The following is a 12,727-nucleotide window of genomic DNA, read 5'->3' on the forward strand; positions in this document are numbered from 1 at the left end:
AAAATCATGAAAAATATACCTAGTGTAGACTTATCTGACTTCTTATCTGATAACCCCGAAAGAAAGCAAAAATTTGTAAATGAAATTGGTAAGGCATATGAAGAAATTGGCTTTGTTGCTTTAAAAGGACACTTTTTGAGTGAAGAGTTAGTAGACAACTTATATTCAGAAATTAAAAAATTCTTTTCACTACCAATAGAAACAAAACGCTCATATGAAATTGAAGGGCTTGGTGGCCAAAGAGGATATGTATCTTTCGGTAAAGAAAGTGCAAAAGGTAAAAAAGAAGGCGACTTAAAAGAATTTTGGCACTTTGGTCAATATGTAGAAGATAATCCAAAACTAAAAGAAGAGTACCCAGATAATGTTACGGTTTCTGAATTACCAGAGTTTAATAAGGTTGGTAAAGAGGCTTATAAGATGCTTGAGAAAACAGGTATCTATGTACTACGTGCCTTAGCTGTATTTTTAGATTTAGATGAAAAATATTTTGACAAATTTGCTATAAATGGTAATAGTATTTTAAGACCAATTCACTACCCACCAATTACATCTGAACCAAAAAATGCCGTTAGAGCTGCTGCTCATGGTGATATTAATTTAATCACTTTGTTAATGGGTGCTCATGGTAGAGGCTTACAAGTTAAAAATCATAAAGGAGAATGGTTAGATGCTATCGCTGAGCCAGATGAATTGGTTATTAATGTAGGTGATATGTTATCGCGTCATTCAAATAATCGTTTAAAGTCTACAATTCATCAAGTAGTTAATCCGCCTAAAGAAATGTGGGGTACTTCTCGTTATTCAATACCATTCTTTATGCATCCTATTAGTGAAATGCCTCTAAATTGTTTAGAGAATTGTATAAGTGATAAATATCCTAAATTATATGAAGATATCACAGCTGGCGAATTCTTAAATGAGCGCCTGGTTGAATTAGGATTGATCAAAAAATAATGGACTTAGAAGATCAATTAAAAAAACTGTTTCCAGATCACATTCCCGAAAAAGAGGAAAAAAAAGAGGTGCAAAATGATATCTGGTTGCAAGATGATCCTATAATTTGCAAATACGAAAAGCGTAAAGGTAAACCTATAACCATTTTAGAAGGTTATACAGGTACTGATGCTGATTTTAAAAAACTTGCAAAAGAGCTAAAAACCAAGTTAAGCGTTGGTGGCAGTTTTAAAGATGATAAAATCATCATACAAGGGGATTATCGTGACAAAATCATGCAAATATTAAAAGAAAAGAGGTTTAAAGTAAAGCGTGTTGGTGGTTAAAGCAAAACATATTTTAGTAGTATTTCTTGGCGCTTTCATCTTACTTATAAGTTGTAAAACTGAGCAAAAAAAGCCAGATACAATAGATTCTAATAAAGCGGAAAAACCAACTCTAGGAGTTGAAAGTAAAGAGATTAAAATCTTCTTTACTAAGAATGAAATTTCTGTGCCTTCTAAAGACAGCATTTATACAACTAAGGGTGATGAAGTTATTTTATTTAGACCTACCGAATTTGATTTTGGACTACGACTAGAAAATACGCAGGATAAAAATTTACTTGATCTAGATGGTAATTTTGAAGAACTTACCAATAAAATTATAGATACATATAAAGAAAATAAAAACGTAAAAATCACTATTTGTGAAAAACCCTTTATTGAGATTCATCAACCAAATGATACTTTATATTTAGATACTTCTAAAAGTTTATATGGTATTATTTTTTGTAAAACAAATGCAAACCCAGTGTTTAAATCTGCAACCGAAAAAAATATCATTGAACAAATAAAAAAAGCGTACAATATATAATGACGAGAATTGCAGAATCTGAATTGATTTTAAATCCTGATGGAAGTATATATCACTTAAATCTAAAACCAGAACAGTTAGCTCAAACTATTATAACCGTTGGTGATCCAGATCGTGTTTCAAATGTAACTAAGCATTTTGATGTTATAGAATATTCTAAACACCGTCGTGAATTTAAAACAGAAACAGGCACTTATAAAGGCAAAAGAATTACAGTTATTTCTACTGGCATAGGTACTGATAATATTGATATAGTTTTAAATGAATTAGATGCGCTGGTTAATATCGATTTTAAAACTAGAACAATAAAAAACACCTTTACTTCTTTAGATATTGTTCGTATTGGTACTTCTGGGAGCATTCAAAAAGATATTCCTGTAGACAGCTTATTAATTTCAGAATATGGTATTGGTCTCGATAGTATGTTACAAGCTTATAATTGTGATATTATTCTAGAAAAAGAGCTTGAAGAAGCGTTTGTACAGCAAATTGGTTGGAATATTAAAAGAGGTATTCCTTATATTGTAAAATGTAGTTCAGCACTTTATAATAAACTACAAAGTGATCAAACTGTGAATGGCTGTACAGCCACTATGAATGGTTTTTACGGACCACAAAGCAGAGTACTTCGTCTTCCCGTTAAGGATGTTAACCTAAATGAGAAAATGAGTGACTTTAATTTTAATGATACTAGAATAACTAATTTAGAAATGGAAACTGCTGGTATTTATGGGCTTTCTAAATTACTAGGACATAATGCTTTATCTATGAATGCTATTATAGCTAATAGAGCTCTAGGAACTTTTAGTGATAGCCCTTATAAAACTGTAGATAAATTAATTCTATACACTTTAGATAAATTAATAGCTTAATGAAACAGATCAAGATTGGTGGTGTACCAGAACATTTTAACTTACCTTGGCATCTAGCAATTGAAGAGAAAAAGTTCGAAAAAAGTGGTATCGATCTACAATGGGAAGATTTTCATGGCGGTACAGGTGCCATGTGCAATGCTTTACGTGAAGGTTCTATAGATATCGCCATTATTCTTACAGAAGGTATTATAAAAGATATTATTAATGGTAACCCTAGTAAAATAGTAAAAGTATATGTAGAGTCACCATTATTATGGGGAATTCATGTAGGTGCTCAATCTGTTTTTCAAGATGTAAAAGATTTGGAAGGAACTCGAATTGCTATTAGTCGTCATGGTTCAGGTTCTCAATTAATGGCAATAGTAAACGCACATAATAATGGTTTTGATATTGATAAGTTAGATTATGAAATTGTTAAAAATCTAGATGGTGGTATTGAAGCCTTAACCAATGGTACCGCAGATTATTTTATGTGGGAACATTTTACTACAAAGCCCTACGTAGATAGTGGTATTTTTAGAAGAATAGAAAGTATTACCACACCTTGGCCTTGCTTTGTAATGGCTGTTAGAAATGAAGTTTTAGAACATGACACTGAAGTTATACAAACAATAATTAAAGTTATAAATAAACAATTAAAAGCATTTAAAAAACCTTTAGAAGTTGATGGCTTAGATGCGCTTTTTGCTAAACGTTATAATCAGAAAATTGAGGATATAAGAGAATGGTTATCGATCACTAAATGGAATAGAGATAAAACCATTTCAAAAAAATTAATTGAAGACATTCAAAATAAATTGGCAAAGTTTAGCGTTATTGACCGACAAGTTCGTCCTAAGCAATTGATTAAAAAGGTGTTCTAAGAAGTTAAACCAAATTTATAAGTCATGAAACGAAACTTATCTTTTGTAATTTTTGTAATTGCTATGGCTTTACTATTTATATCTTGCGGAGCAACAACACATAGTTGTACTTCTGTAGAAAAAGACATTACTAACCCTAACCTAACCGAGGTTACAACAGTAGAAACTGTAGTAACCGAATAATTAACTATCAACTACCAACCAAAAACCGTATTATCAATGATAATGCGGTTTTTTTATTGCACTTGATTTTTAGAGTTAAATAGTCGAAATTCGTATTGATAGGTATAATTTATTAAAATAATTTCATATCCTTAAAATTGTCAAGAATTATGAGAAAGTCACTTCAAATAATATTAATCATTTTTATTTTAAACGGATGTAAACCTAATAAACAAGTCTATAATAATTACGAATCAGAAACATTAAAAATTGAACAGGTTAATGAAAATATTTTTAAGCACATTTCCTATTTAGACACTAAAAGTTATGGAAAATATCCTTGTAATGGAATGATTTTCATTAATGATAATGAAGCTATAATTTTTGACACACCAACTAATAACAAAGCATCATCTGAATTAATAAATTGGATTGGGAAAAAGGATATTAAAGCAGTTATAGTTACTCATTTCCATATTGACTGTTTAGGTGGGTTACAGGAATTCCACTCAAAAGGAATCAAATCTTTTGCTACAAATAAAACAATTAAACTAGCAAAAGAAGATAACAAGATATTACCTAAATATGGTTTTGATGAACAAATGGAATTTGATATTGGTAATGAAGTTGTTTATGCTAAATTTTTTGGGCAAGGGCATACTAAAGACAATATTATTGGATTTGTTCCAAGTGAAAAAACTTTGTTTGGAGGTTGCCTAGTAAAGCATTTAAATGCGCCAAAAGGAAACCTTGCTGATGCTAACACAGAAGATTGGTCAAAAAGTGTTGAAAAAATAAAGATTGAATTTCCTGAAATAGAGAACGTAATTCCAGGACATGGGCAAAATGGAGGAACAGAACTTTTGGATTATACAATTAAACAATTTAAAGTATATAATGAACGCTTTGTTTTCTTTCTTCACAATAAATTTTTAGAGACTCACAAATTAGAGGAACCCCATCCTGAATACGGACGAACAGAGTACAAAGAAATTTTATCTGAATTTGAAAAAAGTGGACTGAAAGTTATTAGTGAAAAAAGAAGCGGAAATATAAATGCTCGTGAATATGCGCATGGGATTGTTAATCAAATCGATAGCTTGGTCTCTAGTGGAGTTAAGCCAAATAAAATAACAGTTGTTGGAACATCAAAAGGTGGTTATATTGCTCAATATGTTTCAACTTTAGCAAATAATCCCAATTTAAATTTTGTATTTATTGCAAGTTATAGAAATAGCGACATCCAAAATATTCCTGAAATCAATTATTGTGGAAATATTTTGACCATTTATGAGAAGTCTGACCATTATGGAGTTTCAGCTATTAAAAGAAAAGAAAGCTCGACTTGTAAAGTTGAGAACTTTAAAGAGATTGAACTAAATACAGGAATGGGGCACGGGTTTTTATTTAAACCATTAAAAAAATGGATAGAACCTACAATAAAATGGGCGAATGGGAATTATGAAATAAAATAAATAACTGTAGGTAACAAGTATAAAAATAATAGCAATTTAATCGTAAAAAAAATCTGCTTTAACCGAAAAATTAGTGCGTGAAAATTCGCTACTATTCTTATACTAGAATGATAACAAAACTATAAATTTTTCTTTAACGTCTTAGTTACATTATCTAATACTTCAAAAGCAGTTTCGGCCATTTTATTCCCTTTTAAATCTAGTAATGGATTTACCTCAACAAATTCTAAACAAGCTACTTTTTTTGTCTCTAATAATCTATTAATAATCTGCATTACCTCATATTGGTCAAAACCTTTAGGAACTGGCGTGCCAGTACCATATGAAATCATATCGCAGTCCATAGAATCAACATCAAAAGACACATAAATCACATCGCAATCAGAAAGCTTATTAATGGCTTCGTCTACACAAGTATTTAATCCTCGAAAGCGAATTTCATCTACCATATAATTCCGAATACCATGCTTTTCCATTAGATGCTCTTCTGGCTTTTCTGTATCTCTAACACCGAAGAAAATAATATCTTGAGGTATCACCTTAGTATCTGCGATACCAATGGTTTTCATAGCATCCCAATATTTTTTAGTTTGATCTGACACCTCATTAATTGCAGATTCTTCATTATTATCTGCAATTGCTGCTGCCAAAGGCATACCATGCACATTACCAGACGGCGAAGTATAGGGTGAATGTAGATCGGCATGGGCATCAATCCAGACTACCCCAATACGTTTACCAGACAAGGCTGATTTTACACCGCTAATGGTACCTAAAGCAGAAGAATGATCACCAGAAATTACCAACGGAAACTCGTCATCGTTTATAGTTTCTTGCACAGCATTAGAAACACGTGTGCATTGATAATATACATGTTCAATTCGTTTGGCAAACGAATTTCTAACCATATCATAAATAGATTCATTTTCAGTCTCTACATCTTCAAAATCAAACTCATTAAAAAAATTATTGCCTGAATTAATAGCAGCAATTTCTATAGCATCTATACCCATATCTGCACCTCGAGTACCCGCACCTATATCTGATCTGTTCTTTATAATTTTTATATTTTTCATTTTTAACTATAAAATGAAAATATCATTCTGAACGAAGTGAAGAATCTATTTTTAGAGATTTTTCGTTTCACTCAAAATGACATCTTGTTATTGTCAAGTTCAATTATCTTTTATTTAGTTTTACAAAAGGTCGGTGGTTTTCACCAATATACACTTGACGTGGACGACCAATTGGCTCCTTACGTAAGCGCATTTCTCTCCATTGTGCAATCCATCCTGGTAAACGACCTAAAGCAAACATTACCGTAAACATCTCTGTTGGAATACCCATACCTCTATAAATAATGCCTGAATAAAAATCTACATTAGGATACAATTTTCGCTTTACAAAATAATCATCTCTTAATGCCTCTTGTTCTAAACCTTTAGCAATATCTAAAATAGGATCTTCTATACCGAGGTCACCTAGTACTTCATCTGCAGCTTTCTTAATTATTTTCGCTCTTGGGTCAAAATTCTTATACACTCTATGCCCAAAGCCCATCAACCTGAAAGGATCTTCTTTATCCTTGGCTTTAGCCATGTATTTTTTAGTATCTCCGCCATCTTCTTTAATTGCCTCTAGCATTTCTAAAACAGCTTGATTTGCACCACCATGCAATGGACCCCAAAGCGCAGAAATACCAGCAGAAATAGAAGCAAATAAACCAGCATGCGAAGAACCAACTATCCTAACAGTAGATGTAGAACAGTTTTGTTCATGATCTGCATGCAAGATTAATAATTGATCTAAGGCATTCACTAAAATAGGGTTCTGAACATATGTTTCATTTGGTTGTTGAAACATCATTTTTAATAAATTCTCAACATAACCAAGTGAACTATCACCATATTCTAATGGTAGTCCCATACGTCTACGCATAGTCCAAGCGACCATAATTGGCATTTTACCTAATATCTTCACTATGGCATTGTACATTGCTTCTGGTGATGAAACATCAACAGAAGATGGGTTAAAAGCAGTCAATGCACTTGTCAATGAAGACAATACACCCATTGGATGAGCTGATTTAGGAAAGCTTTCTAATATCTTTTTTAAATCTTCATCTAAAACCGATTTACTTTTAATATCTGCATGAAATTTATCTAATTCTTCTTTGGTTGGTAATTCTCCAAAAATTAAAGCATACGCAACTTCTAAAAAATCTGCTTTTTCAGCTAAATCTTCAATAGCATAACCTCTATATCTTAAAATACCTTTTTCTCCATCTAAAAATGTAATTCCACTTTCACAAGAGCCTGTATTCTTATATCCTGGGTCTATGGTAATTACGCCGCCCGTGCCTCCACGAAGCGTTTTTATATCAATAGCTAGTTCGTCTTCGGTTCCTTTGATTACAGGAAATTCATATTTCGAGCCATTGATTTCTAAAGTTGCTGTATCTGACATATATGTGATTATTTTTTAAAATTGAAAGTTTACGAATTTACGAATTTTCACTCAATTTTTTTGCATAAAAAAGAGCGATTATTATCAAGAAAATAATCGCTCTAATTATAAAAGTTTACCGTTTTATTTTACTTTAAATGCTTTCTCTTGCGGATAATAAGCAACATGACCTAATTCTTCTTCAATTCTAAGTAACTGATTATACTTTGCCATTCTATCAGATCGAGAAGCTGAACCAGTTTTTATTTGACCAGTATTTAATGCGACAGCTAAATCAGCAATAGTATTGTCTTCTGTTTCACCAGAGCGATGACTCATTACCGAGGTATAACCTGCATTATGTGCCATATTTACAGCTGCTATGGTTTCGGTTAAGGTACCGATTTGATTTACTTTTATAAGTATAGAGTTAGCGATACCATTTTCAATTCCTCTAGACAGACGCTCTACATTTGTAACAAATAAATCATCACCAACTAGCTGAACTTTGTCTCCAACTTTTTCTGTTAATGATTTCCAACCATCCCAATCATTTTCATCCATACCGTCTTCAATTGAAATAATAGGATACTTCTCACACAATTCAGCTAAATATTGTGCTTGTTCTTCTGATGTTCTTATTTTTCCTTTAGAACCTTCGAATTTAGTATAATCATATTTTCCATCAACATAAAATTCCGCGGAAGCACAATCTAGAGCTATCATGATTTCATCACCTAATTTATAGCCTGCTTTTTTTACAGCTTTCGCTATAGTGTCAAGTGCGTCTTCTGTACCATCTAAAGTTGGTGCGAACCCACCTTCATCTCCAACTGCAGTGGACAAATTTCTGTCGTGTAATACTTTCTTTAGGTTATGAAAAATCTCGGAGCCCATTTGCATTGCTTGCGAAAAATTTTTAGCCTTTACAGGCATTATCATAAACTCTTGAAATGCAATAGGCGCATCTGAATGAGAACCTCCATTAATGATATTCATCATAGGTACTGGTAATGTATTTGCTGACACTCCACCAACATATCTAAACAAAGACATACCTAATTCATTAGCTGCTGCTTTAGCACATGCCAAGGACACACCCAAAATAGCATTAGCACCTAGCTTAGATTTATTTGGAGTTCCATCTAAATCAATCATTAATTGGTCAATAGCATTTTGCTCAAAAACCGAACTACCTAATAATTCTTGAGCTAGAATAGAGTTAACATTATCAACCGCCTTCGACACTCCTTTACCCATGTAATTATTTCCTCCATCTCTCAATTCAACGGCTTCATGCTCTCCAGTTGAAGCTCCTGAAGGAACAGCTGCCCTACCAGAAACGCCATTTTCGGTAACAACATCTACCTCAACCGTAGGGTTTCCTCTAGAATCAAAAATTTGACGTGCGTGTATGTCTATTATAATGCTCATTTTAATTTTATTTATGCTATAAATTTAAATATCTGAATTGGTATATAGCTATCTAAATTATCTTTTTTACGATATCGATTTCGGCAAATTAAACTGTTGCTAATTTGGCTTTTTTAATATTTTCGATAAATTGATCAAACAAGTAATCAGCATCATTGGGTCCAGGGCTTGCTTCTGGATGGTATTGTACAGAGAAACAATTCTTGTTTTTTAATCGAATTCCAGCAACTGTATTATCATTTAAATGTACATGTGTGATCTCTACATTAGGGTTTGCTTCTGTTTCTTCTCTATTAATTGCAAATCCGTGATTTTGAGAAGTGATTTCTCCTCTACCTGTTATTAAATTCTTTACTGGATGATTGATTCCTCTATGACCATTGTGCATTTTGTACGTTGATATTCCTTGTGATAATGCAATTACTTGATGCCCTAAACAAATACCAAATAATGGTAAATCTTTTTCAATAATTTCTTTAGCCACAATTTGAGCATTTTCTAATGGTTCAGGATCACCTGGTCCATTCGATAAGAAATACCCATCTGGGTTAAAAGCGCTCATTTCATCAAAACTAGTATCGTAAGGAAACACTTTTATATAAGCTCCTCTTTTAGCCAAGTTTCTTAAAATATTCTTTTTAATGCCTAAATCTAAAGCAGCAATTTTTATTGAAGCATTTTCATCACCTACAAAATATGGTTCTTTAGTAGAAACTTTAGATGCTAACTCCAACCCATTCATATTAGGAACATTGGCTAATTGCTTTTTTAAGGAATCTATATCTTCTGTTTCTGTAGATATTATAGCATTCATAGCTCCATTATCACGAATGTATCGCACTAAAGCTCTAGTATCAACATCCGAAACAGCTATTAAATTGTGCTCTTCAAACCAATCTTTTAAAGATCCACTAGAGTTTGGGCGAGAATGTACAAAACTAAAGTTTCTAACTATGAGTCCAGCAATTTTAATTCCGTTTGATTCTACTTCCTCATCATTAACACCATAATTACCAATATGCGCATTGGTAGCCACCATGAGTTGGCCAAAATATGATGGGTCTGTAAAAATTTCTTGATAACCTGTCATACCTGTGTTAAAACAGATTTCACCTGTAGTAGTTCCTTCAATTCCAACGGATTTCCCTTCGAAAATAGTTCCGTCTGCTAATAAAATAATTGCTTTCTTTCTAGATTGATATTGCATTTTAAAATAAAGTTTGACAAAAATAGTATAAAAAAAAAGATAAACTAAAATTTAGCTTATCCTTTATATCTAATGTTTATTAACATTTAAAAAGCATCGTAATATTTGAAGATTTTTGCTACATCTTTTTCATTCTTATAAGACAGTTTATTTTCTTTAACATACATTGCTACAGTGTTACGCATATTCTCTTCTATAAAAAACTTTAAAATATCCTTTTTCTTTAGTTTTACTTCAAGGAGCTTGTCCCTTTTTAAAACATAAAATTTTTCATCTTTTCGAATCTCATCATAAGGTCTATTGAGCATACCAACAGTAGATTTAGGGATTACTCTTATATAATATCCTTTGTAAAAGGAGAAATTATTTTCTTTAGCATCAAATAAAACTTCAAAAAACTTATATTGTCCATTATGCAATCTGTATTTATATCTTTTATCATTTATAGTTACATAATCTATATATGTAGGTATTAATGTAAAAACTGAATCTTTACCAACTTCAGATAAAAAGTTACTGTTCTGAACATTAAAATTTACATTATTTAGCCTAAATTCTTTTCCTTTTAACTTAACAACACTATTATTTTCCCAGTTATCAAATAAAAAAAACGAACCTATATATTTTTCACCATAGTTATCCTCAACAACTTTTGATAGCCTCACGTCAGTTACATAGTCTCTTATTTTATAATCTATGCCTAAATTATTCTGAACAATATCTACTTTTATACTTGGCCCTTCTTGAGAAGAAACAGTATTGAAAATGCCAAAAAAAAGTAATAAAAAAAACGTTTTATATTTCATGACAATTTAATTTACGGATATTAAAGATATAAAAAAAGGGATAAACTTAGTTTATCCCTTTCGTATCTTATAAAAATAAGTATCCTACTCTTCTTCTTGAGAAGCTTTAGTTTCAACTGGAGGAGTAGCAACTGTTTCTGTTTTCTTACCACCTCTTCTTCTACGAGTAGATTTTTTCTTCTTCCCTTTAGGGTTATAAAGTTCATTATAATCTACTAGTTCAACCATTGCCATATCAGCATTATCACCTAGCCTATTACCTAGTTTAATAATACGAACATAACCTCCTGGTCTGTCAGCTACCTTAGCAGCTACTTCTCTGAATAATTCAGTAACGGCCTCTTTTTGTCTCAAATAACTAAAAACAATTCTTCTATTATGAGTTGTATCTTCTTTAGATTTTGTGATTAAAGGCTCAACAAACTGACGTACAGCTTTTGCTTTTGCAACGGTTGTATTAATACGCTTATGCTCTATTAAAGAACATGCCATATTAGCTAACATCGCTTTTCTATGCGCAGTTTTTCTTCCTAAATGATTAAATTTCTTTCCGTGTCTCATCGTTCTTTATCTTAGGATCTATTCTTTATCTAATTTATACTTACCTAAATCCATTCCGAAAGTTAATCCTTTGTTAGCCACTAACTCATCTAATTCAGTTAATGATTTTTTACCAAAGTTTCTGAACTTCATTAAGTCATTCTTGTTAAATGAAACTAAATCACCTAACGTATCTACTTCAGCAGCTTTTAAACAATTTAATGCTCTCACTGAAAGATCCATATCGATCAATCTAGTTTTTAATAACTGTCTCATGTGTAATGATTCTTCATCATAAGACTCAGTTTGAGCAATCTCATCAGCTTCAAGCGTAATTCTCTCATCAGAGAACAACATAAAATGATGGATTAATATTTTAGCAGCCTCAGTTAAAGCATCTTTAGGGTTGATAGAACCATCAGTAATGATATCAAATACTAACTTTTCGTAGTCAGTTTTTTGTTCTACACGATAGTTTTCTACTGCATATTTTACATTCTTTATTGGAGTGTAAATAGCATCAGTAAAAATTGTTCCTAAAGGAGCATTTGATTTTTTATTATCTTCAGATAAAACAAAACCTCTACCTTTCTCAATAGTAATTTCTAAATCTAACTTTACAGATTTTTCCATATTACAAATCACTAATTCCGGATTTAATACTTGGAAGCCTGATATAAAATTTTGAAAATCACCTGCAGTCAATTGTTCTTGACCATTAATAGAAATAGCTACAGTTTCGTTCTCTGTTTCTTCTATTTGTTGTTTAAAACGAACTTGTTTTAAATTCAAGATAATTTCAGTAACATCTTCAACTATACCTTTAATTGTAGAGAATTCGTGTTCTACTCCTTCAATTCTTAAAGATGTAATTGCATAACCTTCTAAAGAAGATAATAACACTCTACGTAAAGCATTACCTACTGTTAAACCATAACCTGGTTCTAAAGGTCTGAATTCAAATCTACCTTCGAAATCAGTAGATTCAATCATTATTACCTTATCTGGTTTTTGAAAATTTAATATTGCCATAATTGTTTCTTCGTTTTAATTGCTACTTAGTTGCGCGGTTTATAAGTATGAAGAAGTACGAATAAACCCTTTGGCC

Annotated in this window: 14 protein-coding genes and 1 pseudogene; 8 read left to right on the forward strand and 7 right to left on the reverse strand. The window is 31.7% G+C overall.

What is annotated here, in order from left to right; all coding sequences use genetic code 11:
• The first annotated feature begins 6 nt into the window (after positions 1-6).
• The 8 genes and pseudogenes from AC3IF2_RS08750 (at position 7) to AC3IF2_RS08785 (ending at position 5,187) form a co-directional block, all read left to right on the forward strand.
• Positions 7-957: an isopenicillin N synthase family dioxygenase gene (locus AC3IF2_RS08750; RefSeq protein ID WP_489166679.1), complete on the forward strand. Its 951-nt coding sequence runs from the start codon at positions 7-9 to the stop codon at positions 955-957.
• On the forward strand, positions 957-1,283 hold the full coding sequence (locus AC3IF2_RS08755) for a translation initiation factor (RefSeq protein ID WP_489166680.1): 327 nt from the start codon (positions 957-959) through the stop codon (positions 1,281-1,283). The genes AC3IF2_RS08750 and AC3IF2_RS08755 overlap by 1 nt, the downstream gene beginning before the upstream one ends.
• Entirely contained in the window at positions 1,276-1,812 is a 537-nt protein-coding gene (locus AC3IF2_RS08760) for a hypothetical protein (RefSeq protein ID WP_489166681.1), read from the forward strand. The genes AC3IF2_RS08755 and AC3IF2_RS08760 overlap by 8 nt, the downstream gene beginning before the upstream one ends.
• The gene (locus AC3IF2_RS08765) at positions 1,812-2,684 is read left to right on the forward strand and encodes a nucleoside phosphorylase (RefSeq protein ID WP_489166682.1); all 873 of its coding nucleotides are present in this window, start codon (positions 1,812-1,814) and stop codon (positions 2,682-2,684) included. Before AC3IF2_RS08760 ends, AC3IF2_RS08765 begins: the two co-directional genes overlap by 1 nt.
• A complete protein-coding gene (locus AC3IF2_RS08770) occupies positions 2,684-3,550 on the forward strand; it encodes a substrate-binding domain-containing protein (RefSeq protein WP_489166683.1) in 867 nt (288 codons plus the stop codon). Before AC3IF2_RS08765 ends, AC3IF2_RS08770 begins: the two co-directional genes overlap by 1 nt.
• Positions 3,551-3,574: 24 nt before the next feature.
• Positions 3,575-3,733 carry a hypothetical protein gene (locus AC3IF2_RS08775; protein ID WP_489166684.1) on the forward strand — a complete coding sequence of 53 codons (159 nt, stop codon included), beginning with the start codon at positions 3,575-3,577 and terminating at the stop codon, positions 3,731-3,733.
• Between the two features lie 149 nt (positions 3,734-3,882).
• A pseudogene (gene bla, locus AC3IF2_RS08780) lies at positions 3,883-4,602 on the forward strand (subclass B1 metallo-beta-lactamase); the annotation flags it as partial.
• Positions 4,576-5,187, forward strand: a complete 612-nt coding sequence (locus AC3IF2_RS08785; RefSeq protein WP_489166918.1) for an alpha/beta hydrolase — start codon at positions 4,576-4,578, stop codon at positions 5,185-5,187. The pseudogene bla and the gene AC3IF2_RS08785, both read left to right, overlap by 27 nt.
• A 119-nt stretch (positions 5,188-5,306) precedes the next feature.
• On the opposite strand, the gene AC3IF2_RS08790 is transcribed toward AC3IF2_RS08785, so the two are convergent.
• The 7 genes from AC3IF2_RS08790 to AC3IF2_RS08820 form a co-directional block, all read right to left on the reverse strand.
• A complete protein-coding gene (locus AC3IF2_RS08790; RefSeq protein WP_489166685.1) occupies positions 5,307-6,263 on the reverse strand; it encodes an arginase in 957 nt (318 codons plus the stop codon).
• Between the two features lie 103 nt (positions 6,264-6,366).
• Complete coding sequence (locus AC3IF2_RS08795; RefSeq protein ID WP_489166686.1) at positions 6,367-7,653, reverse strand: citrate synthase; 1,287 nt, start codon at positions 7,651-7,653, stop codon at positions 6,367-6,369.
• 123 nt (positions 7,654-7,776) lie between these two features.
• On the reverse strand, positions 7,777-9,066 hold the full coding sequence (gene eno / locus AC3IF2_RS08800) for a phosphopyruvate hydratase (RefSeq protein WP_489166687.1): 1,290 nt from the start codon (positions 9,064-9,066) through the stop codon (positions 7,777-7,779).
• 88 nt (positions 9,067-9,154) lie between these two features.
• On the reverse strand, positions 9,155-10,273 hold the full coding sequence (carA, locus tag AC3IF2_RS08805) for a glutamine-hydrolyzing carbamoyl-phosphate synthase small subunit (RefSeq protein WP_489166688.1): 1,119 nt from the start codon (positions 10,271-10,273) through the stop codon (positions 9,155-9,157).
• 86 nt (positions 10,274-10,359) lie between these two features.
• Positions 10,360-11,079: a hypothetical protein gene (locus tag AC3IF2_RS08810; protein WP_489166689.1), complete on the reverse strand. Its 720-nt coding sequence runs from the start codon at positions 11,077-11,079 to the stop codon at positions 10,360-10,362.
• Between the two features lie 84 nt (positions 11,080-11,163).
• Positions 11,164-11,640: a 50S ribosomal protein L17 gene (rplQ, locus tag AC3IF2_RS08815; RefSeq protein WP_489166690.1), complete on the reverse strand. Its 477-nt coding sequence runs from the start codon at positions 11,638-11,640 to the stop codon at positions 11,164-11,166.
• An 18-nt stretch (positions 11,641-11,658) separates the two neighbouring features.
• Positions 11,659-12,651 carry a DNA-directed RNA polymerase subunit alpha gene (locus AC3IF2_RS08820; protein WP_480199254.1) on the reverse strand — a complete coding sequence of 331 codons (993 nt, stop codon included), beginning with the start codon at positions 12,649-12,651 and terminating at the stop codon, positions 11,659-11,661.
• Positions 12,652-12,727 lie beyond the last annotated feature (76 nt).

This window comes from Maritimimonas rapanae (genome assembly GCF_057837205.1).

Bases quoted from the DNA above. Each gene is read 5' to 3' on its own strand.
- AC3IF2_RS08750 (WP_489166679.1), top strand. From the start codon at position 7: ATGAAAAATATACCTAGTGTAGACTTATCTGACTTCTTATCTGATAAC.
- AC3IF2_RS08755 (WP_489166680.1), top strand. From the start codon at position 957: ATGGACTTAGAAGATCAATTAAAAAAACTGTTTCCAGATCACATTCCC.
- AC3IF2_RS08765 (WP_489166682.1), top strand. From the start codon at position 1,812: ATGACGAGAATTGCAGAATCTGAATTGATTTTAAATCCTGATGGAAGT.
- AC3IF2_RS08770 (WP_489166683.1), top strand. From the start codon at position 2,684: ATGAAACAGATCAAGATTGGTGGTGTACCAGAACATTTTAACTTACCT.
- AC3IF2_RS08775 (WP_489166684.1), top strand. From the start codon at position 3,575: ATGAAACGAAACTTATCTTTTGTAATTTTTGTAATTGCTATGGCTTTA.
- AC3IF2_RS08790 (WP_489166685.1), bottom strand. From the start codon at position 6,263: ATGAAAAATATAAAAATTATAAAGAACAGATCAGATATAGGTGCGGGT.
- AC3IF2_RS08795 (WP_489166686.1), bottom strand. From the start codon at position 7,653: ATGTCAGATACAGCAACTTTAGAAATCAATGGCTCGAAATATGAATTT.
- eno (WP_489166687.1), bottom strand. From the start codon at position 9,066: ATGAGCATTATAATAGACATACACGCACGTCAAATTTTTGATTCTAGA.
- carA (WP_489166688.1), bottom strand. From the start codon at position 10,273: ATGCAATATCAATCTAGAAAGAAAGCAATTATTTTATTAGCAGACGGA.
- AC3IF2_RS08810 (WP_489166689.1), bottom strand. From the start codon at position 11,079: ATGAAATATAAAACGTTTTTTTTATTACTTTTTTTTGGCATTTTCAAT.
- rplQ (WP_489166690.1), bottom strand. From the start codon at position 11,640: ATGAGACACGGAAAGAAATTTAATCATTTAGGAAGAAAAACTGCGCAT.
- AC3IF2_RS08820 (WP_480199254.1), bottom strand. From the start codon at position 12,651: ATGGCAATATTAAATTTTCAAAAACCAGATAAGGTAATAATGATTGAA.